This is a genomic window from Streptomyces sp. WM4235 (assembly GCF_001279725.1).
Classification (GTDB): domain Bacteria; phylum Actinomycetota; class Actinomycetes; order Streptomycetales; family Streptomycetaceae; genus Streptomyces.
On record NZ_LGDE01000204.1, the window covers coordinates 19,758 to 39,563 of the forward strand.

19 protein-coding genes and 1 pseudogene are annotated in these 19,806 nt (G+C 72.5%); 17 read left to right on the forward strand and 3 right to left on the reverse strand.

The annotated features are described in order from the left end of the window. Positions 1 to 90 precede the first annotated feature (90 nt). The 12 genes from ADK55_RS15760 to ADK55_RS15815 all read left to right on the forward strand — a co-directional run bounded on the left by ADK55_RS15760 (position 91) and on the right by ADK55_RS15815 (position 13,050). The gene (locus tag ADK55_RS15760; RefSeq protein WP_053679324.1) at positions 91 to 720 is read left to right on the forward strand and encodes an NUDIX domain-containing protein; all 630 of its coding nucleotides are present in this window, start codon (positions 91 to 93) and stop codon (positions 718 to 720) included. 196 nt (positions 721 to 916) lie between these two features. Further along, entirely contained in the window at positions 917 to 2,881 is a 1,965-nt protein-coding gene (locus ADK55_RS15765) for a tetratricopeptide repeat protein (protein ID WP_053679184.1), read from the forward strand. 152 nt (positions 2,882 to 3,033) lie between these two features. Beyond that, a complete protein-coding gene (gene ald / locus ADK55_RS15770; RefSeq protein WP_053679185.1) occupies positions 3,034 to 4,149 on the forward strand; it encodes an alanine dehydrogenase in 1,116 nt (371 codons plus the stop codon). A gap of 368 nt (positions 4,150 to 4,517) precedes the next feature. After that, positions 4,518 to 5,636: a ParA family protein gene (locus tag ADK55_RS15775; RefSeq protein WP_078998964.1), complete on the forward strand. Its 1,119-nt coding sequence runs from the start codon at positions 4,518 to 4,520 to the stop codon at positions 5,634 to 5,636. Further along, positions 5,621 to 6,127 (forward strand): hypothetical protein, encoded by a 507-nt coding sequence (locus ADK55_RS15780; RefSeq protein WP_078998965.1) that lies wholly within the window; start codon positions 5,621 to 5,623, stop codon positions 6,125 to 6,127. Before ADK55_RS15775 ends, ADK55_RS15780 begins: the two co-directional genes overlap by 16 nt. A gap of 102 nt (positions 6,128 to 6,229) precedes the next feature. Further along, positions 6,230 to 7,378, forward strand: coding sequence for a segregation and condensation protein A (locus ADK55_RS15785; protein ID WP_078998967.1), 1,149 nt, complete (start codon positions 6,230 to 6,232; stop codon positions 7,376 to 7,378). Then, positions 7,375 to 8,004, forward strand: a complete 630-nt coding sequence (scpB, locus tag ADK55_RS15790; RefSeq protein ID WP_053679189.1) for an SMC-Scp complex subunit ScpB — start codon at positions 7,375 to 7,377, stop codon at positions 8,002 to 8,004. The genes ADK55_RS15785 and scpB overlap by 4 nt, the downstream gene beginning before the upstream one ends. After that, positions 8,004 to 9,422 carry a pseudouridine synthase gene (locus tag ADK55_RS15795; protein WP_053679191.1) on the forward strand — a complete coding sequence of 473 codons (1,419 nt, stop codon included), beginning with the start codon at positions 8,004 to 8,006 and terminating at the stop codon, positions 9,420 to 9,422. The genes scpB and ADK55_RS15795 overlap by 1 nt, the downstream gene beginning before the upstream one ends. 115 nt (positions 9,423 to 9,537) lie before the next feature. Continuing rightward, positions 9,538 to 10,212: a nicotinamide riboside transporter PnuC gene (pnuC, locus tag ADK55_RS15800; protein ID WP_053679193.1), complete on the forward strand. Its 675-nt coding sequence runs from the start codon at positions 9,538 to 9,540 to the stop codon at positions 10,210 to 10,212. Continuing rightward, entirely contained in the window at positions 10,209 to 11,303 is a 1,095-nt protein-coding gene (locus ADK55_RS15805; RefSeq protein ID WP_053679195.1) for an AAA family ATPase, read from the forward strand. Before pnuC ends, ADK55_RS15805 begins: the two co-directional genes overlap by 4 nt. Beyond that, a complete protein-coding gene (locus ADK55_RS15810) occupies positions 11,300 to 12,031 on the forward strand; it encodes an NUDIX hydrolase (RefSeq protein WP_053679197.1) in 732 nt (243 codons plus the stop codon). The genes ADK55_RS15805 and ADK55_RS15810 overlap by 4 nt, the downstream gene beginning before the upstream one ends. Next, positions 12,028 to 13,050 carry an ADP-ribosylglycohydrolase family protein gene (locus ADK55_RS15815; protein ID WP_053679199.1) on the forward strand — a complete coding sequence of 341 codons (1,023 nt, stop codon included), beginning with the start codon at positions 12,028 to 12,030 and terminating at the stop codon, positions 13,048 to 13,050. Before ADK55_RS15810 ends, ADK55_RS15815 begins: the two co-directional genes overlap by 4 nt. 21 nt (positions 13,051 to 13,071) lie before the next feature. Here the strand turns inward: ADK55_RS15815 and ADK55_RS15820 are convergent, their stop codons facing one another. From ADK55_RS15820 to ADK55_RS15830, 3 genes are read right to left on the reverse strand one after another with little or no spacing between them, the layout of a single operon-like run. Then, the gene (locus ADK55_RS15820; protein WP_053679201.1) at positions 13,072 to 13,761 is read right to left on the reverse strand and encodes a DNA polymerase beta superfamily protein; all 690 of its coding nucleotides are present in this window, start codon (positions 13,759 to 13,761) and stop codon (positions 13,072 to 13,074) included. Between the two features lie 28 nt (positions 13,762 to 13,789). After that, positions 13,790 to 14,254: a Rieske (2Fe-2S) protein gene (locus ADK55_RS15825; protein ID WP_053679203.1), complete on the reverse strand. Its 465-nt coding sequence runs from the start codon at positions 14,252 to 14,254 to the stop codon at positions 13,790 to 13,792. Between the two features lie 59 nt (positions 14,255 to 14,313). Beyond that, positions 14,314 to 14,703 carry a DUF952 domain-containing protein gene (locus tag ADK55_RS15830; protein WP_053679206.1) on the reverse strand — a complete coding sequence of 130 codons (390 nt, stop codon included), beginning with the start codon at positions 14,701 to 14,703 and terminating at the stop codon, positions 14,314 to 14,316. A 133-nt stretch (positions 14,704 to 14,836) separates the two neighbouring features. Between ADK55_RS15830 and ADK55_RS15835 the strand changes: the two are divergent. The 5 genes and pseudogenes from ADK55_RS15835 to der all read left to right on the forward strand — a co-directional run. After that, positions 14,837 to 15,313, forward strand: a pseudogene (locus tag ADK55_RS15835) (YidB family protein); the annotation flags it as partial. 279 nt (positions 15,314 to 15,592) lie between these two features. Then, a complete protein-coding gene (locus ADK55_RS15840; protein ID WP_053679207.1) occupies positions 15,593 to 16,681 on the forward strand; it encodes a prephenate dehydrogenase in 1,089 nt (362 codons plus the stop codon). A 197-nt stretch (positions 16,682 to 16,878) separates the two neighbouring features. Continuing rightward, on the forward strand, positions 16,879 to 17,613 hold the full coding sequence (gene cmk, locus ADK55_RS15845; protein ID WP_053679209.1) for a (d)CMP kinase: 735 nt from the start codon (positions 16,879 to 16,881) through the stop codon (positions 17,611 to 17,613). A 56-nt stretch (positions 17,614 to 17,669) separates the two neighbouring features. Further along, the gene (locus ADK55_RS15850) at positions 17,670 to 18,257 is read left to right on the forward strand and encodes a lysophospholipid acyltransferase family protein (protein WP_234350065.1); all 588 of its coding nucleotides are present in this window, start codon (positions 17,670 to 17,672) and stop codon (positions 18,255 to 18,257) included. Positions 18,258 to 18,332: 75 nt separating this feature from the next. After that, complete coding sequence (der, locus tag ADK55_RS15855) at positions 18,333 to 19,793, forward strand: ribosome biogenesis GTPase Der (RefSeq protein WP_053679329.1); 1,461 nt, start codon at positions 18,333 to 18,335, stop codon at positions 19,791 to 19,793. Positions 19,794 to 19,806: the final 13 nt, after the last annotated feature.

Below are 19,806 nucleotides of genomic sequence, written 5' to 3' on the forward strand. Positions count from 1 at the left end.
GGCCTGACCGCATAACGTAGACAGCCGGGGTACGGAGATCCGTACCCCGGCTGTCGCGCGTTGTGGAGGACATTCGGCATGGGCATCGACATCGAGATCAAGGACACCTCGGAAACCTGGGAGACGGTCTCGACCCGGCGTCCTTTCGAGGGCGCCAAGACGGCGGTGAGCTCCGACGTGGTCCGGATGCCGGACGGCGCGACCGTGCGCCGGGACTACCAGGTGCACCCGGGGTCGGTGTGCGTGCTGGCGCTGGACGAGGCCGGGCAGGTGCTCGTGCTGCGGCAGTACCGGCACCCGGTGCGCCGGAAGCTGTGGGAGCTGCCCGCGGGGCTGCTCGACGTACCGGGGGAGAACCCGCTGCACGCCGCGCAGCGTGAGCTGTACGAGGAGGCGCACGTCAAGGCCGACGACTGGCGGGTGCTGGTCGACTTCTACGCCTCGCCCGGAGGCTCGGACGAGGCGATCCGCGTGTTCCTGGCGCGGGACCTGGCGGAGGCGGAGGGCGCCCGCTTCGAGGTGTCGGAGGAGGAGGCGGACATGCAGTTCGCCCGGATCCCTCCGGCGGAACTGGTGCGGGGGGTGCTGGCCGGCGAGCTGGGGAACCCCGGGCTGGTGGCGGGTGTGCTGGCCCTGGCCGCGGCCCTCGCCGCGGAGGGCGGTCTGGACGCCCTGCGCCCGGCCGACGCACCGTGGTCGGCCCGGCCCTACGAGGCGTAGTCGCCCGGCGGCCGTCGTCGCGCCGCCCCGCCCTGCTCCGCCGCGGCCCGGTCCGGGGCGGGCGGAGGGCCGTTGGGGGGTCTGGTGTGACCATCGGCTGATCCGATCGGGCGATGTGCCCGCCGCGCTCCACACGGGTCGTCGCTCTGCGTGAACTACGCTCGGCAACCCTAAGGCAGGGAGAGGAGCGGATCCCGTGACGGATTTCGTCGGGCGGCGGCGTGAGCTCAAGGAGCTGCGCGAGGACATCGCACGGACCGGGCTCGACACCCTCTCGGGGCGCAAGGCGAAGGCGCCCCGCGCGAGGGTCCTGCTCGTCGCGGGCCGCCCTGGTTCGGGACGGACGGCGCTGGCCGAGGCCTTCGTCCGCGAGGTGCGCGACGACTACCCCGACGGGGTCGTGAAGGTGCGGCTCACCACCCCCGGCGGGGAGACCGTCGCCACCGAACGGGCCGTCAGGACCCTGTTGGAGGGCCTCGGTCACTCCACCCCGCCCGGGGCCGGCGAGGACGACCTCAGCTCCGAACTGCGCACCGCGCTGACCGGGCGGCGGGTCATCCTGCTCGTCGACGACGCCGCCGACCCGCACCAGGTCGACGCCCTGTTGCCGGACACCCCCGAGTGCCTGGTCGTGGTGACCGCCGAGGGGCCGCTCACCGGGATCCCGGACGTCCGCCCCTGCACCCTCGGAGGCCTGGACACCCCCTCCGCCGTCCAGATGCTCGGGCGCGGCATCGGGGACACCCGGATCACCGTGGACCCGCGCGCCGCCGAGACCCTCGCCGAGGAGTGCGGTGGCCAGCCCGCCGCGCTCGCCCTGGTCGGCGGCTGGCTCGCCGCCCACCCGAAGGCCGCCGTGGCCGACGTGGCCAAGCAGCTCCACGACATGCCGCCCGGCACCAGCGGGCCGCTGGCCCGCTCCTTCCGGCTCGTCTACGAATCGCTGCCGCAGCCCGCTCAGCGGACCCTGCGGCTGCTTCCGCTCGCGCCCGCCGGGTTCATCGACGCGCACACCGCCTCCGCCCTGGCCGGCTGCTCCGTGGCCGCCGCCCAGTCCACCCTGGAGGACTTCGCCGGGCTGGGTCTCGTCCGGCACGCCTCCGACGGTCTGTTCCTGTTGCCCGGCTGCCTCGCGCCCCTGCTCCAGGCACTGTTGGAGGCCAAGGAGCGACCGGCCGAGGTGCAGCTGGCCCGGGCTCGGATGCTGGAGCGGACCGTACGACTGCTCACCTCCTGCCGGGCCATGGCCGAGGAGGACGAGGAGCTCGTGCGGGAGCGGCTGGACGGGTTGCCCCGCGCCCTCCGCTTCGCCGACCGGCGGGCCGCCGCCGGCTGGCTGGACACCCGGCTGCCCGCCCTGTCCGCGTCGGCCGCCCTGGCGGTGGCCGACGGCGACCTGGACACCCTGGCCCGCCGGTTGATCTCGGCCCTCGTACGGGCCCTCGCGGAGCACCGCGGGACCGAGGCGGCGGCCCCCGAGCTGTACGGGCTGCACCGCCTGGTCCTGGACGTCGCCGAGCGGCGCGACCTGTACCGGGAGCAGGCCGCCGCACTGCTGAACCTGGCCGACCTGGACGCCGAGACGGGCCGCACCCATGAGGCGCTGGAGCGCTACCGGGCGGCCCTGGTCGCGGGAAAGGCCGCGAACGATCCGTACGCGACGGGCCGCGCGATGGAATCCGTAGGCGGCGCGTACCAGGAGCTGGCGGACTGGTACCGGGCCTCCGACTGGTTCGGCCGGGCCCTGACCCAGGCGCTCGCCCGGGGCGAGCGCGCGGACGAGGCCAGGCTGTACGGCCGGCTCGGCAACGTGCACACGTACGCGGGCCGCTACGGGGAGGCGCTGCGCAGTTGGCGGGCCGCCGCCGCCGGCTACCGCCGGCTGGCCGATGTCCCGGGCCAGGCAAAGGCGTTGAGCGAGATGGCCCGGATCCAGGAGTACGCCGGACGGCCCGAGGAGTCCCTGCACACCTGCCGCGAGGCGATCGAGTTGGCGCGCAGGGCCGGGGACCTGCGCCTTCAGGCCGCGTTGCAGGTGCGGCTGGCCGACACGCTCGACAGGCTGGGCGACCCCGCGGCTGCCAGGCTGCACCGGTCCGCAGCCGACAGATTGCTGGGAGATGACCCTGCCGCCTGCGAAATCCGTAGTGATTCCGACTGAGATTATTTGTTTGCAAGGCTAGACAGCGACTCATCCTTCATTAGACTGGCTCCACCACGTCATCTCGTGGTGCATCCCGTTGCGCGTTCTTGTGAGCGGGTATGTATGGAAGTGACCCGAAAAATCCCCTGAGCCAAGGACCGTGATCGACGATGAAGGTCGGCATCCCCCGCGAGGTCAAGAACAACGAGTTCCGGGTCGCCATCACGCCCGCCGGCGTGCATGAGCTGGTCCGCAACGGCCACCAGGTCTTCGTCGAGCAGAACGCCGGTGTCGGCTCCTCGATCACGGACGCGGAGTACGTCTCCGCCGGCGCCGAGATCCTCGGCACCGCCGACGAGGTCTGGGCGACCGCGGACCTCCTGCTGAAGGTCAAGGAGCCGATCGCGGAGGAGTACCACCGCCTCCGCAAGGACCAGACCCTCTTCACCTACCTGCACCTGGCGGCCTCCCGCGAGTGCACGGACGCCCTCCTGGAGTCCGGCACCACCGCCATCGCGTACGAGACGGTCGAGCTCGCCAACCGCGCGCTCCCGCTGCTCGCCCCGATGTCCGAGGTCGCGGGCCGACTGGCCCCGCAGGTCGGCGCCTACCACCTGATGCGCTCGGCCGGCGGCCGCGGCGTCCTGCCCGGCGGCGTCCCCGGCACCCACGCCGGCGAGTGCGTGGTCATCGGCGGCGGCGTCTCCGGCTGGAACGCGGCTCAGATCGCCATCGGCATGGGCTTCCACGTGACCCTGCTCGACAAGGACATCAACAAGCTCCGCGAGGCCGACAAGATCTTCGGTACGAAGATCAAGACGATCGTCTCCAACGCCTTCGAGCTGGAGAAGGCCGTCACCGAGGCCGACCTGGTCATCGGCGCGGTGCTGATCCCGGGTGCGAAGGCCCCGAAGCTGGTCACCAACGAGCTCGTCGCCAAGATGAAGCCCGGAAGTGTCCTTGTCGACATCGCGATCGACCAGGGCGGCTGCTTCGAGGACTCCCGTCCGACCACCCACGCCGAGCCGACCTTCCAGGTCCACAACTCGGTCTTCTACTGCGTCGCCAACATGCCGGGCGCGGTTCCGAACACCTCCACCTACGCCCTGACGAACGCGACCCTGCCGTACATCGTGCAGCTCGCGAACCTCGGCTGGGCCGAGGCGCTGCGCCGCGACGCGGCCCTCGGTCTGGGCCTCAACACCCATGACGGGCAGGTCGTTTACGGCCCCGTCGCCGAGGCCCACGGTCTCCCGACGCTCCCGCTGAGCACGCTGCTCGGCTGAACCGTCAACGACTGACGTCAATCTCACGTATCCGGCCGGACCTTGCTCGCGAGGTCCGGCCGGACGCGTTTTCGGGGCGCGCGTCGAGGGCGCTCAACTCGCCTCGAACGTAACCCTTTAACCCTTTCGCACACCTGCGAAACTTCGCGGCGACAGCTCGTACGCCCTTGACAGAGTGGTGTTCGGTTGCCGACACAACGCGTCGGGTCCGGTGGATTGTGTTGCCGCTGGGCGGTGACACGCCATAGAGTCGCCAACCGTCGGCATGGTGCCACGCTGACCTATCGATAAGTGTCCTGGTCACGTCCGAGGAGGTAAGACGACTTGTGAATGAGTCGACATTTGCTCCTGGGGGTGGTCGAGCAGGAATGCCTGCGCGGGGCCAGGGCCCTGCCGGAATCGAAGCTGTCGGCTCCGTCGCAGTCCGCACCTTCGCAAACCACCAGCACATGACGACGCCCCGAAACAGCATGGACGGCCTAGACGTGAACTCCAGGGCCGGCGACCTGAGCGGCGAAAAGCCCGTGGGTTTCGCCGACTACGAAAACGTGCCCGAAGGGCACTTCTACGACCCCGACGCGGAGTACGAGCCCGATCCCGAGTACGCGGCCACTCTCGCCCCCGACGCTGCCCGTCAGCGCCGTGAGCGGATCGGCCCGACCGGACGGCCGCTGCCGTACTTCCCGATCCCCGGGCCACTGACCGACCACGGTCCGGCGAAGATCATCGCGATGTGCAACCAGAAGGGCGGCGTGGGAAAGACCACGTCGACCATCAACCTGGGTGCCGCGCTCGCCGAGTACGGGCGCCGCGTGCTGCTCGTCGACTTCGACCCCCAGGGCGCGCTGTCCGTGGGTCTCGGCGTGAACCCGATGGAACTCGACCTGACGGTCTACAACCTGCTCATGGAGCGGGGCATGTCGGCCGACGAGGTGCTGCTGAAGACGGCGGTCCCCAACATGGACCTGCTGCCGAGCAACATCGACCTGTCCGCCGCCGAGGTGCAGCTGGTCAGCGAGGTCGCGCGCGAGTCCACCCTGCAGCGGGCCCTCAAGCCCCTGATGGCCGACTACGACTACATCGTGATCGACTGTCAGCCCTCGCTCGGTCTGCTGACCGTGAACGCCCTGACGGCGGCTCACAAGGTGATCGTCCCCCTGGAGTGCGAGTTCTTCGCGCTGCGCGGTGTGGCGCTGCTGACCGAGACCATCGAGAAGGTGCAGGAGCGGCTCAACCCGGAGCTGGAACTCGACGGCATCCTCGCCACGATGTACGACTCCCGGACGGTGCACAGCCGTGAGGTGCTGGCGCGCGTCGTCGAGGCATTCGACGACCACGTCTACCACACGGTCATCGGCCGGACGGTGCGCTTCCCGGAGACCACGGTCGCCGGTGAACCGATCACCACGTACGCCTCCAACTCCGTGGGCGCCGCCGCCTACCGCCAGCTGGCCAGGGAGGTGCTCGCCCGGTGTCCCGCCGAGTGAGTCTGCCCGGAGCCGACGAACTGTTCCGTACGACCGGGGGGATGGCACTGCAGTCGTCCTCGCCGCGGCGGGGCGTCGAGGAGTCCGCGGGCGGCTCGGCGCAGTCGGAACACTCGGCGAACCCGGCGGAGGGCACGACGGAGGGGCGCGGCCGGGAAACCGGCGAACCGGCGGTGGGCGCGCAGCGCAGGCCGCAGGAAGGTTCTGCCACCACCGCCGCCGGGGCGTCCGCGCCCCGGCGCGGCAAGGGGCAGGGCCGGGGCGCGAACCGGCGGCCGAGCGGGCGCGAGCGGCACGACGAGAAGATCACGGTCTACGTCTCCGCGGAGGAGCTCATGGACCTGGAGCACGCGCGCCTGGTGCTGCGCGGGGAGCACGGCCTCGCCGTGGACCGCGGCCGCATCGTCCGCGAGGCGGTCGCCGTGGTCCTCGCGGACCTGGAGTCCCGGGGCGACGCGAGCATCCTCGTACGAAGACTGCGCGGGCGCTGACCGGCGCCTGACGCCAGGGCGAGGGCCGGCCCGCTAACGTCGCCTCGGCGGCACCGTCGTGCCGGCCCGTCCGTACCGCCCTCGCACCACCCTGGACCTCGATTGCGCCCTCCCGCCGAACCCGACCCACCCGCCCGCCGCCGGCTGGGCCGCGGCCCGGGCGCCCCCGACGCGGGGGAACAGGGGCCGGGAGGGCGGGAGCCGGCCCCCGTACCGCCGGAGACGCCGCCCCTCCCGTCCGAGACGCCGGCCCGGATCCCGTCCGAGACGCCGGCCCGGACCCCGTCCGAAGCGCCGGCGCGGATGCCCTCCGAGACGCCCACAGGGCTCCCGGAGGCCCCCGAAGCCCCCTCGATGGCCCAGGAGGCCCCCGAGGTCGCAGAGGCGCCCACGGGGCCTCCTGGGGCCCTCCGGGGGGTGGGTGAGGTTCCCGTCGGCGCGCCCGCCGACACCGGGGACGGGCGGTTCACGCTCCGGCTGGCGAACTTCGAGGGCCCCTTCGACCTGCTGCTCCAGTTGATCTCGCGGCACAAACTCGATGTGACCGAGGTCGCGCTGTCCCGGGTCACCGACGAGTTCATGGCGCACATCCGGGCCATGGGACCCGACTGGGACCTCGACCAGACCACCGAGTTCCTCGTCGTGGCCGCCACCCTCCTCGACCTGAAGGCCGCCCGGCTGCTGCCCGCCGCCGAGGTGGAGGACGAGGCCGACCTGGCGCTGTTGGAAGCACGGGACCTGCTCTTCGCCCGGCTCCTCCAGTACCGGGCGTACAAGCGGATCGCGGAGATCTTCGAGCACCGGGCCGAGGACGAGGGCCTGCGGTACCCGCGCACCGTCGGACTGGAGCCGCACATCGCGGAACTGCTGCCCGACGTGGTGATCAGCATCGGCGCGGAGGGGTTCGCCCGGCTGGCCGTGCAGGCCATGCGGCCCAGGGCGGCGCCCCAGGTCTACGTGGACCACATCCACGCCCCGCTCGTCAGCGTCCGCGAACAGGCCGCCCTGGTCGTCGCGCTGCTCAAGGCCCGCGGGGAGGCCACCTTCGCGGAACTCACGCAGGACGCCCCGGACACCCTGACCGTCGTGGCGCGCTTCCTGGCCCTGCTGGAGCTGTACCGGGAGAAGGCCGTGGTCCTCGACCAGGAGGAGGCCCTGCGCACGCTCACCGTGCGCTGGAGCGGCGGGGACGGCGACGGGATGCCGACGGTGACGGACGAGTTCGATCAGATCGTGGAGGCCAAGGAATGACCGAGCCGGCGGAGCTCGCCCTCAAGGGCGCCCTGGAGGCCGTCCTCATGGTCATCGACGAACCCGCGACCGAGGAACACCTCGCCAAGGTGTTGGACCGGACCCCGCGCGAGGTCGCCGTCGCCCTGCGGGAACTGGCCGACGAGTACACCGCCCAGGAACGGGGTTTCGAGCTGCGCCCGGTCGCCGGCGGGTGGCGGTTCTACAGTCGCGCGGCCTTCGCGACGGCGGTGGAGGCCTTCGTCCTGGACGGCCGGCAGGCCCGGCTCACCCAGGCGGCACTGGAGACCCTCGCGGTCGTCGCGTACCGCCAGCCGGTCAGCCGATCAAGGGTCTCGGCGGTCCGCGGAGTCAACTGCGACGGGGTCATGCGGACCCTCCTGCAGCGGGGTCTGGTGGCCGAGGCGGGGACGGAACCCGAAACAGGTGCGATCCTGTACAGGACGACGAACTACTTTCTGGAGCGGATGGGCCTGCGTGGCCTGGACGAGCTTCCGGAGCTCGCGCCCTTCCTCCCCGAGGCGGACGCGATCGAAGCCGAGACGCAAGAGGGTGTTCCGTCGTTCGATCCGGACGCACCTGATGCACCGGACTACTTTGAAGACGACAAGACGACGGAACTTTGATGCGAAGCAGTAACGGCAACGGTGGCGGCAACAGGAACAGCGGCGGCGGCGGTGGCGGCGGGCGTGGTAACGACCGCGGCGGCTCCTCCTCCGGCGGCGGTGGCTACCGCGGTGGCGGCTCCGGCGGTGGCAGCGGCTCCGGCGGCGGCTCCCGCGGCGGCTCCTCCGGCGGTTCGTCCGGCGGTGGCGGTGGCTACCGGGGTGGCGGCTCCGGCGGTTCGTCCGGCGGCTCCGGCGGTGGCGGCGGCTACCGAGGCGGCGGCTCGGGCGGCTCCTCCGGTGGCGGCGGCTACCGAGGCGGCGGCTCCGGTGCGGGCGCCTCGCGCGACCGTGACCGCGACCAGGCCCCCCAGCGTCCCCGCAACCCCCGCCCCGAGGAGCGTCGCTACGACGTGGGCCCCGAGGGTGAGCGCAACGGCCGAGGCGGCGCCAAGGCGGGCGGCGGCGGTGCCCGCGGCGCGGCCGACGGCAACCGCGGTGGTGCTCGCGGCGACTCCGCGCGAGGTGGCGCCAAGGGCGGCCCCCGTACCTCCCGGACCCCCGGCATCGGTGGAGCCGGCGGCCCGCGCAGCGGCCCCGGCAGCCGCAGCGGCCAGTCGCGCCCCCGCGAGCTGGACGCGCGGATCGAGGAGCGCGTGCGCGACCGGTACGCCGACAAGCCCGTGATCAAGACCCCGAAGACCTTCCCGGGTGCCGAGGAGGAGGGGGAGCGTCTGCAGAAGGTGCTCGCCCGCGCCGGCATGGGTTCGCGCCGTGCGTGCGAGGAGCTCATCGAGCAGGCCCGCGTCGAGGTCAACGGCGAGATCGTGCTGGAGCAGGGCAAGCGCGTTCAGCCGAAGGACGAGATCAAGGTGGACGGCCTGACCGTCGCCACCCAGTCGTACCTGTTCTTCGCGCTGAACAAGCCGGCCGGCGTCGTCTCCACCATGGAGGACCCCGACGGCCGCCAGTGCCTCGGCGACTACGTCACCAACCGTGAGACCCGTCTCTTCCACGTCGGTCGGCTCGACACCGAGACCGAGGGCATCATCCTGCTCACCAACCACGGCGAGCTGGCCCACCGTCTGACGCACCCGAAGTACGGCGTGAAGAAGACCTACGTCGCGGCCATCACCGGCCCGCTGCCCCGCGAGATCGGCAAGCGCCTCAAGGACGGCATCGAGCTGGAGGACGGCTACGCCCGCGCCGACCACTTCCGCGTCCTCGACCAGCTCGGCAAGAACTACCTGGTCGAGGTGACCCTCCACGAGGGCCGCAAGCACATCGTCCGCCGCATGATGGCGGAGGCCGGCTTCCCCGTCGAGAAGCTCGTCCGGACCTCCTTCGGCCCGATCGAACTCGGTGACCAGAAGTCCGGCTGGCTGCGCCGCCTGACCAACACCGAGGTCGGCATGCTCATGCGCGAGGTCGGTCTGTAGGACCCTCGCGAGGGGTCACCCGACCCCTCGCACGACCGCGCCCCGTCCGTCGGGGCCGAAAAGCCCGCGGTGCCCTTCGGCACCGCGGGCTTTTTGCTTGCCCGCACGCCCGATCATGTTTATAGTCAACCTGACTATTAAAGAAACGAGGGTCTCCATGGGCTGGCAGACGAGTTGGACCGAGATCCTGGCGGCCGCCACCGGCGCCCTGTGCGTCTGGCTGGTGGCGCGGCAGCACATCGCCAACTGGCCCATCGGGATCGCGAACAACCTCTTCTTCATCGTGCTCTTCGCCCAGGCCGGTCTCTACGCCGACGCCGGGCTCCAGATCGTCTTCATCGCCCTCGCCGCGTACGGGTGGTGGTCCTGGACCCACGGGGGTGGACCAGGAACCGCCGCGACCCTGCCGGTGCGCCGGACCACGGGCACCGAATGGGCCGCCCTGGCCGCGGCGGGGGCGGTGGGGATGCTCGCCCTCACCCTGCTGCTGGACCGCGCCACCGACTCCACCGTTCCCCTCTGGGACGCGGTGGCCGTCGGGCTCTCCCTCATGGCCACCTACGGGCAGTGCCGCAAGCTCCTGGAGTCCTGGTGGCTGTGGATCGCCACCGACCTCGTCTCCATCCCGCTGTACGTCCACAAGGACCTGTACGTGACGGCCGTGCTGTACGTCGTCTTCCTGGCCCTGTGCGTGGCCGGACTGATCGACTGGCGCCGCGCCCTCGCCGCGACCGGGGGGACAGGCGGGACCGAGGGCACCCGCGGGCTGAAGACGGCGGCGACGGCATGAGGCGCCACCGCCACGGGCTGGTGCTCGGCAAGTTCTACCCGCCCCACACCGGCCACCACCACCTGGTGCGCACCGCCCAGGACCAGTGCGAACGACTGACCGTGCTGGTGTGCGCGGCCTCCGTCGAATCGGTGCCGCTCGCCGACCGGGTCGCCTGGATGCGCGAGGCCCACCCCGGCGCCCACGTCGTCGGCGCGGTCGACGACATCCCGGTCGACCTGCACGATCCGGCGATCTGGGACGCGCACATGGCGATCTTCCGCGCCGCCGTGCCCGGCCGGGTCGACGCCGTCTTCACCTCGGAGGCGTACGGGACGGAACTCGCGCGCCGCTTCGGCGCCCAGGAGGTCTGCGTGGACCCGGACCGCTCCCTCTTCCCGGTGTCGGGTACGGCCGTCCGCGCGGACCCCGCCGCCTGCTGGGAGTTCCTGGGCCCCGCCGTACGGGCCGCCCTGACCCGGCGCGTGGTCGTCCTCGGCGCCGAGTCCACGGGCACGACCACGCTCTCGCGCGACCTCGCGGCCCACTACCGCCGCCGCGGCGGGGTCTGGGCCAAGACGGGCTGGGTCGCCGAGTACGGGCGCCGGTACAGCGAGGAGAAGCTGGCGGCGGCGCGGTCGACCGACCCGGCGGCCTCCTGGTCCGAGGTGTCCTTCGCCTCGGAGGAGTTCCCGGTGATCGCGCGCCGCCAGGACGCCGAGGAGGAACAGGCCGCCCGACTCGGCTCACCGGTGCTCTTCTGCGACACGGACTCCTTCGCCACCGGCATCTGGCACGAGCGGTACATGGGCGGCCGCAACGAGGAGGTCGAGGAGATCGCCTCCCGCACCCGCCGTGACCTGTACCTGCTGACCGACGACGTCGGCGTGCCCTTCGAGGACGACGGGCTGCGCGACGGACCGCAGCTCAGACCGTGGATGACCGGACGCTTCCGGGAGGAACTCACCGACACGCGGAGGCGCTTCCTGCTCATGGGCGGGGACCGGGAGGCACGGCTGACGGCGGCCGTGGCCGCCGTCGACGGACTGCTCGCCGAGGGATGGCACTTCACGGACCCGCTGCCCGAGAACGTACGGGTGGAGAACGGATGACCACCGGATACGACCCCCACGCCTTCGAACCGTTCGCGGTGACCGTCGACCTCGCCGTCTTCACCGTCCGCGCCGGCGACCTGCACGTGCTGCTGATCCGGCGCGGACAGGAGCCGTACGCGGGCGCCTGGGCCCTGCCCGGCGGTTTCATCCTGCCCCGCGAGTCCGCCGAGAGCGCCGCACGCCGCGAACTCGCCGAGGAGACCGGCCTGTCCGACGCCGTGGTCGCCGCCCTGCACCTGGAACAACTGAGGACCTACAGCGAACCCGACCGCGATCCCCGCATGCGGGTGGTCTCGGTCGCCTTCACCGCGCTGGTCCCGGACATGCCGGAGCCGGCCGCGGAAGGCGGCGGCGATGCCGACCGGGCCCGCTGGGTGCCCGTGGGCGAGGCCGCCGGACTGTCCTTCGACCACGCGGTCATCCTCGACGACGCGCGCGAGCGGATCGGTTCGAAGCTGGAGTACAGCTGCCTGGCCACCGCCTTCTGCCCGCCCGAGTTCACCCTCGGCGAGCTCCAGGCCGTCTACGAGACCGTCTGGGACACCGCCCTGGACCGCCCCAACTTCCGCCGCAAGGTCCTCGCCACCCCCGGCTTCGTCGAGGCCGTGGCGGGAGCCGCCCGACTGACCGGCGGGCGCGGCAAACCGGCCGCGCTCTACCGCTCCGGGCCCGCGACGGCCCTGCACCCGCCCCTGCTCCGCCCCTCGGAAGGACACGCACGATGACCGTGACGACGAAGAAGCGCGCGGCGACCGGGGCCCTGCTCGGCCTCGCCCTGGGCGACGCCCTCGGCTTCCCGACGGAGTTCAACGACGTCCCGTCGATCCTCTCCAAGACCGGACCCTGGCGGCAGATGTCCCTGCCCCGCCCGGCGATCGTCACCGACGACACCCAGATGACGCTCGCCCTGGCCCGAGGCATGCGCACCGCGGGGGAGCGGGGCCGGATAGGACCGCTGCGGCTGACCCGACCCGTCCGGGAGGAGTTCGTCGAGTGGTACCACTCGCCGGAGAACAACCGGGCCCCGGGCAACACCTGCCTGCGCGCCTGCCGGCTCCTCGACCAGCCCGAGCGGGACTGGCGCGACGCCAGCCAGATCGGCTCCAAGGGCTGCGGCGCGAACATGCGGGTGGCCCCCGTGGGCCTGGTGCCCGGCTGGACCGAGGAGGAGCGGGCCGGCGCGGCCCAGCTCCAGTCCGCCCTGACGCACGGCCACCCGACGGCCCTCGCCGCCTCCGACCTGACGGCCAGGGCCGTGTACCTGCTCGCACGGGGCACCGAGGTCACGGGCCTGGTCGGGCAGTTGCGCTCGTACGCCCTGGAGAACCGCACCCGCTACCACGAGCACTGGCTGGGCGACCTGTGGATGCGCAGCACCTCCGACGCCACGGAGCGGTCCTTCATCGCCCGGGGCTGGGACGAATGCCTGGGCGTCCTGGACCGGCTCGCGGACGCCCTGAGGTCGCCCTCCCCGGAAACCGACCCCTGCCTGACCACGGGCGACGGCTGGATCGCGGAGGAGGCCTTCGCCACGGCCCTGCACTGCTTCCTGCTCTTCCCCGAGGAGCCGCTGACCGCCCTGCGCCGGGCCGCCTGCACCAAGGGCGACTCCGACTCCATCGCCTGCCTGGCCGGCGCCTTCGCCGGCGCCCACCTCGGCGCGGACGTCTGGCCCCGGGACTGGGAGGGCCGCATCGAGTACCGCGACGAGCTCCTGGCCCTCGGAGCCCTCTGGGACGCCTGACCCCTGTGACCCGAGCCGGCCTCAGGGGGTCACGGCCGCCGAGAGCCGGCGGGCACGGGTCAGGAAGTCCTCCACACGGGCGTGGTCCGGCTCCGCCGGCAGGGGACTGCCGGCGAGGGCCGCCTCCGCCTCCCCGGTGAGGCGGGACATCCAGGCGTCCACCTCCGCCCAGCCCAGCTCACCGCGCCGCACCGCCAGCAGGCGCTCCCGGTCGGCGCCGGCGTCGATCTCCAGGCGGCCCGTGCGCAGCAGGTCGCGACAGGACCCGAGCAGGCGCAGCAGGTGCATGGCGTGCTTCCAGCGCGGCGCGCCGTGGTTGCGCACGTCCGCGAGGAGCCTGCCGTGCTGGCCGGCCGCGTAGCCGGTGAACGTGAGGTGGGCCCGGCGGGAGAGGAAGGCCCCGCGCAGGGAGAGGAGTTCCTCGCCGACCGGGGTGATCCGCTCCACCAGCGGGGAGTGCAGGCACTCCAGGATGTTCGGGTTGGCCCGCAGCGCCAGTTCGCAGAAGCGTTCCAGCTCCCAGGAGAACTCCTCGTCCCGCGGCCCGTCCACGTGCGTGGGGGGCTTCTCGAAGCGCCAGAACAGCGGCGTGGGGGCGAGGTAGACACCGCGCACGTCGGTGTCGCTCGCCTCCGTCGCCAGCCCGAACGCGCGGGAGCCCATCACGCAGGAGTAGACGGTGTGGTCCCGGACGAGGGTGAGGTCGTTCATCCCGGGAGGGTAGGCGGACGCCCCCGCGCTACGCGAGGGAGATTTCACCGCCCGGGGACACGACGATCTTCTTCTCGGCGAGACCGGTGGCGGCCGGCCCCTTGGCCACCGCGCCGTCCGTGATCTCGAACTTGCTGCCGTGGCAGGGGCAGTCGATGCTGCCGTTCTCGACCTTGTTCACCAGGCACCCCTGGTGGGGGCAGACGGCGGTGAAGCAGCGGAACGACCCGGCCGTCGGCTGGGTCACCACGAGTTTCTGCTCCTTGAGCACGGTGCCGCCGCCGACCGGTACGGCCGAGGACTTCACCAGCGCGGCGCCCCCGGCCGAGGACCCGGCGGGAGAGGACCCGGCGTCCCGTGGGGTCGACCCGGTACCCGCCTCGCTCGCGGGCTTCTCGGAGGACGAGCCGCACGCCGCGAGGGCACCGCCCGTCAGGGCCACCGCCCCTGCCGCCAGTACGGTGCGCCGGGCGGTCCGTGTGGGGTCGCTCATGACTGTCTCCTCGCTGTGTGGCCAGGCTGGGCGAGCAGCATCCTGGTCTGCGGCGGGCCTCAGGAGAAGTCCGCCGCGCCAGGCTCTTCGCTGCCGTGCGGCGCGCGTCGGTCGCCCGACTGCCACGGTTCCCATGTGGCAGGAGTGCCGGGTGTGCGCACCACCTCCCACACGCGTACCACCGCACCCCGGTTCAACGGGCCGTGGACGTGGGGGTAGAGGCCGCCGGATTCACCCTCCCGGCGGACCTCGGAGGTCAACGCCCCCTCGTCCAGCTCCACGGTCAGCAGGGTGCCGGGGGTGTCCCGGTAGTACGCCTCGGTGATCGCGAGAGCCGTCGCGCGGTCCGCCGAACAGTGCACGAAACCCTCGGAATCGAGCGAGGCGGGGGCGTACGGGAGCTCGGGCGCGGCCGTCCAGTCGGTGAGCGCGACGATGTGGAAGATCATGCCGATCGTTCTACCCCAGGCGCTCCGGGGCGGTTCGGGGGACCGTGCGCCAAGTGGCGTCATGGGGTGAACCGGGTGAGATTGTCCCTATCTCGACGCCGGAGGCGCCGTACGCGCGCGGACCGGTCCCTCTCCGAAAGGCATGACGATGGCGGGTAACGACCTCGGCTCTCTCCTGGGCTCGCTTCTCGGCGGCAGCGGCAGCGGCGGCGGCAGTGGCGGCCAGGCGGGTGGCGGTGGCGGCGGCAACATCCTCGGCGCCCTGCTCGGCGCGCTCACCGGCGGTGGCGGTGGCGGTGGCGCCCAGGCGGCCGGAGGCGGCGGCAACCCGCTCGGCGGGCTGATGGACATGCTGTCCAAGTCCGGCCTCGTCGACCAGGCCCAGTCGTGGGTCGGCACCGGCGAGAACAAGGCCGTCACCGGCGCGCAGATCGCCGAGGCCCTGCCGAACGAGACCCTGCAGAAGGTGGCCGAGCAGACGGGCGTCAGCCCCGAGCACGCCGCCGACCAGATCGCGCAGTCCCTGCCCCGGGCCGTGGACAAGCTGACCCCCGACGGATCGCTGCCCTCGGGATCGCTGGAGGACATCATCAGGCAGCAGAAGCTCTAAGCCCTGTCGTCAAAGTCTCGCCTGGCCCGCGGCGCCCGGTACCGCACCTCGCCGCGTTGTCGGGGCACCCGAGTACGTCCGGTACACGGGCGCCGCTGCGCCTCGCGACGCACGGCACCGGACACCGCGGGCCCTACCGGCGCCACTTTGACGACAGGACCCGGGCCCCGCCGCGAGGGCCCGTCGGTCGTCCCACGGGTCGGCCACCGGGCCCTCGCGCCGCGCGCGCCGGCTACCCTGAGTCAGGCCCGCCGTCACGCGATCATCCTGGAGCAGCTCGTGAGAACCGCCGTCGTCATCGGAACCGGACTGATCGGCACCTCCGCGGCGCTCGCCCTGACCGCCCGCGGCATCACCGTGCACCTCGTCGACCACGACCCGGCGCAGGCGCGCACGGCCGCCGCCCTGGGCGCCGGCACGGACGAGGCACCGGAACACAAGGTGGACCTGGCGATCGTGGCCGTCCCGCCCGCCCACGTCGCGACGGCGCTGGCCGACGCGATCGGCCGCGACCTGGCCCGCGCCTACGTGGACGTGGCCAGCGTCAAGGGCGGCCCGCGACGGGAACTCACGGCGATGGGCGTGGACGCGGGCACCTACATCGGAACGCACCCGATGGCCGGCAAGGAGCGGTCCGGGCCGCTCGCGGCGACGGCCGACCTGTTCGAGGGTCGCCCGTGGGTGCTGACACCGACCCGGGACACCGACCACGAGGTGCTGAACCTCGCGCTGGAACTGGTGGCGCTGTGCCGGGCCGTCCCGGTGGTGATGGACGCGGACGCCCACGACCGCGCGGTGGCCCTGGTCTCGCACACCCCCCAACTGGTGTCGAGCATGGTGGCGGCCCGACTGGAGGAGGCCGACGAGACGGCCGTGCGACTGTGCGGGCAGGGCATCCGGGACGTGACGCGGATCGCGGCTTCGGACCCGCGGATGTGGGTGGAGATCCTCTCCGCGAACCCGGGCCCGGTCGCCGACGTCCTGGCCGGGATCGCCGCCGACCTGGAGGAGACGGTGGAGGCCCTGCGCGGCCTCCAGTCGGCCGACGAGGCCAAGCGCCGGGGCGGGGCCGCCGGCATCGAGGACGTGCTCAGGCGGGGCAACGCGGGCCGGGTCCGGGTCCCGGGCAAGCACGGCGCGGCGCCGATGGCGTACGAGACGGTCGGGGTGTTCATCAGCGACAAGCCGGGCGAACTGGCACGGATCTTCGCCGACGCCGGCCGGGCCGGCGTGAACATCGAGGACGTGCGGATCGAGCACGCGACGGGACAGCAGGCCGGTCTCGTACAGCTGATGGTGGAACCCCGCGCGGTGGCGCCCCTGGAGGCCGAACTGCGCGAGCGCGGCTGGGCGCTGCGCCAGCAGTAACCCCCGGGGTCGCGGCCGGGTACCGCCCCGGTAGCCGGCCGCGCTCCCGTATTCCCGCCGGTCACCGCCCCTGCCGGGCGTCGACGCGGGCCCGTCCCTCCCGGGCGGGACGGGGAGCGGCCAGGGCCCGGTAACCTGGGGAGGGGCGCTATTGGCGCGCCCGGACACGTACGCGCAACCAGGAAGGTGCCCGCACCGTGGAATCCGCAGCTCCGTCCGCCGTGATCGTCGCCATCGACGGTCCCTCCGGCACGGGCAAGTCCAGCACCTCCAAGGCCGTGGCCGCCAAGCTCGGGCTGCGCTACCTGGACACCGGTGCCCAGTACCGGGCCATCACCTGGTGGATGATCACCAACGGCGTCGACATCGACGACCCGCAGGCCATCGCCCTCGCCGCGGACAAGCCCGCCATCGTGTCCGGCACCGACCCGTCCGCGCCCACCATCACCGTCGACGGACTGGACGCCTCCGGCCCCATCCGCACCCGGGACGTCACCTCCAAGGTCAGCGCCGTCAGCGCCGTCCCCGAGGTGCGCGCCCTGATCACCCGACTCCAGCGCTCGATCGCGGCCGACGCCGCCGAGAGCGCCGAGGGCATCGTCGTGGAAGGCCGCGACATCGGCACCACGGTCCTGCCCGACGCCGACCTCAAGGTCTTCCTGACCGCCTCGGCCGAGGCCCGCGCCGCCCGCCGCAGCGGCGAGCTGCGCGGCAAGGAGGCCGCGGACCTCGCGGCCACCAGGGAAGCCCTGATCAAGCGGGACGCGGCCGACTCCGGCCGGAAGACCTCCCCGCTGGCCAAGGCCGACGACGCGGTCGAGGTGGACACCACCGAACTCACGCTCGACCAGGTCATCGAATGCGTGGTGACGCTGGTCGCGGAGCGGCAGAGCGCGGCCGAGGACACCGGGGAGCGGGCGGGTCGCCAGTGAGCGCAGCGCCCTCCCTCAAGGGTGCGGCGGTCGGCCGGAGGATCGGCATCGGGCTGATGTACGGGCTGTGGAAGCCGCGCGTACTGGGAGCCTGGAAGGTGCCCGCGAAGGGCCCCGTCATCCTCGCCGTGAACCACTCCCACAACATAGACGGCCCCATGGTGATGGGGACCGCGCCGAGACCGCTGCACTTCCTGATCAAGAAGGAAGCGTACGTGGGTCCCCTCGGCCCGTTCCTCGACGGCATCGGGCAGGTGAAGGTCGACCGCGCCGGCGCCGACCGCACCGCCATCGGCCGCGCCCTCGGCGTGCTCGACAACGGCGGCGCCCTGGGGATCTTCCCCGAGGGCACCCGGGGCGAGGGCGACTTCGCCTCGCTCCGCGCCGGCCTCGCCTACTTCGCGGTGCGCAGCGGCGCCCCCGTCGTACCCGTCGCCGTGCTCGGCAGCACCGAGAGCCGCGGCCGACTCGTGAAGGGCCTGCCGGCCCTCAAGAGCCGGGTCGACGTGGTCTTCGGCTCCGCCTTCGACGCCGGGGACGGCACGGGCCGTCGCACACGCACCGCCTTGGACGAGGCCACCGTACGCATCCAGGACCGGCTGACCGCCCACCTGGCCGACGCCAAGCGCCTCACCGGGCGCTGAGTGAGACTTGACCCAGTAGTGGAACCGCGCCGCGCGGGCACCACCGATCACCACGAACGACGAGGAACGGACTTCATGAACGACCAGCACGACCACGGAGCACTTGGCGACGCCGAGTACGCGGAGTTCATGGAGCTCGCCGCGGAAGAGGGCTTCGACGTCGAGGACGTCGAAGGCGCCCTGCAGGAGGCGGGCCACGGCCCGCTGCCCGTCCTCGCCGTCGTCGGCCGGCCGAACGTCGGCAAGTCGACCCTGGTGAACCGCATCATCGGCCGCCGCGAGGCCGTTGTCGAAGACAAGCCCGGCGTCACCCGCGACCGCGTCACCTACGAGGCCGAATGGGCCGGCCGCCGCTTCAAGGTCGTCGACACCGGCGGCTGGGAGCAGGACGTCCTCGGTATCGACGCCGCCGTCGCCGCCCAGGCCGAGTACGCCATCGAGAGCGCCGACGCGGTCGTCTTCGTCGTGGACGCCAAGGTCGGCGCCACCGACACCGACGAGGCCGTCGTCAGGCTGCTGCGCCGGGCCGGCAAGCCCGTCGTGCTCTGCGCCAACAAGGTCGATGGCCTGAGCGGCGAGTCCGACGCGGCGTCCCTGTGGTCGCTGGGCCTCGGCCTGCCGCACCCGGTCTCCTCCCTGCACGGCCGCGGCACGGGCGACATGCTCGACGCGGTACTGGAGGCCCTCCCCGAGGCCCCCGCGCAGACCTTCGGCACCCCCATCGGCGGCCCCCGCCGCATCGCGCTGATCGGCCGCCCCAACGTCGGCAAGTCCTCGCTCCTGAACAAGGTCGCGAAGGAGGACCGCGTCGTCGTCAACGAACTGGCCGGCACCACCCGCGACCCGGTCGACGAGCTGATCCAACTCGGCGGGGTCACCTGGAAGTTCGTGGACACCGCGGGCATCCGCAAGAAGGTCCACCTCCAGCAGGGCGCCGACTACTACGCCTCGCTGCGCACGGCCGCCGCCGTGGAGAAGGCGGAGGTCGCGGTCATCCTGATCGACTCGACCGAGACCATCAGCGTCCAGGACCAGCGCATCATCACCATGGCCGTCGAGGCGGGCCGCGCGGTCGTCATCGCGTACAACAAGTGGGACGAGCTCGACGAGGAGCGCCGCTACTACCTCGAGCGCGAGATCGAGACCGAGATGCAGCAGGTCGCCTGGGCGCCCCGCGTCAACGTCTCGGCGCTCACCGGCCGCCACATGGAGAAGCTGGTCCCGGCGATCGAGACCGCGCTGGCGGGCTGGGAGACGCGCGTCCCCACCGGTCGGCTGAACGCGTTCCTCGGCGAGGTCGTCGCCGCCCACCCGCACCCGATCCGCGGCGGCAAGCAGCCCCGCATCCTGTTCGGGACCCAGGCGGGAAGCAAGCCGCCGCGCTTCGTCCTCTTCGCCTCCGGCTTCCTGGAGCACGGCTACCGCCGTTTCATCGAGCGCCGGTTGCGCGAGGAGTTCGGTTTCGAGGGCACCCCGATCCACCTTTCGGTGCGGGTGCGCGAGAAGCGCGGCGCGCAGTACAAGAAGAAGAAGTAAGGCGTACGCGCCG

Coding starts and splice junctions, on each gene's coding strand:
- ald (WP_053679185.1), top strand. CDS start 3,034: ATGAAGGTCGGCATCCCCCGCGAGGTCAAGAACAACGAGTTCCGGGTC.
- ADK55_RS15775 (WP_078998964.1), top strand. CDS start 4,518: ATGCCTGCGCGGGGCCAGGGCCCTGCCGGAATCGAAGCTGTCGGCTCC.
- scpB (WP_053679189.1), top strand. CDS start 7,375: ATGACCGAGCCGGCGGAGCTCGCCCTCAAGGGCGCCCTGGAGGCCGTC.
- ADK55_RS15795 (WP_053679191.1), top strand. CDS start 8,004: ATGCGAAGCAGTAACGGCAACGGTGGCGGCAACAGGAACAGCGGCGGC.
- pnuC (WP_053679193.1), top strand. CDS start 9,538: ATGTTTATAGTCAACCTGACTATTAAAGAAACGAGGGTCTCCATGGGC.
- ADK55_RS15805 (WP_053679195.1), top strand. CDS start 10,209: ATGAGGCGCCACCGCCACGGGCTGGTGCTCGGCAAGTTCTACCCGCCC.
- ADK55_RS15810 (WP_053679197.1), top strand. CDS start 11,300: ATGACCACCGGATACGACCCCCACGCCTTCGAACCGTTCGCGGTGACC.
- ADK55_RS15815 (WP_053679199.1), top strand. CDS start 12,028: ATGACCGTGACGACGAAGAAGCGCGCGGCGACCGGGGCCCTGCTCGGC.
- ADK55_RS15820 (WP_053679201.1), bottom strand. CDS start 13,761: ATGAACGACCTCACCCTCGTCCGGGACCACACCGTCTACTCCTGCGTG.
- ADK55_RS15825 (WP_053679203.1), bottom strand. CDS start 14,254: ATGAGCGACCCCACACGGACCGCCCGGCGCACCGTACTGGCGGCAGGG.
- ADK55_RS15830 (WP_053679206.1), bottom strand. CDS start 14,703: ATGATCTTCCACATCGTCGCGCTCACCGACTGGACGGCCGCGCCCGAG.
- ADK55_RS15850 (WP_234350065.1), top strand. CDS start 17,670: ATGTACGGGCTGTGGAAGCCGCGCGTACTGGGAGCCTGGAAGGTGCCC.
- der (WP_053679329.1), top strand. CDS start 18,333: ATGAACGACCAGCACGACCACGGAGCACTTGGCGACGCCGAGTACGCG.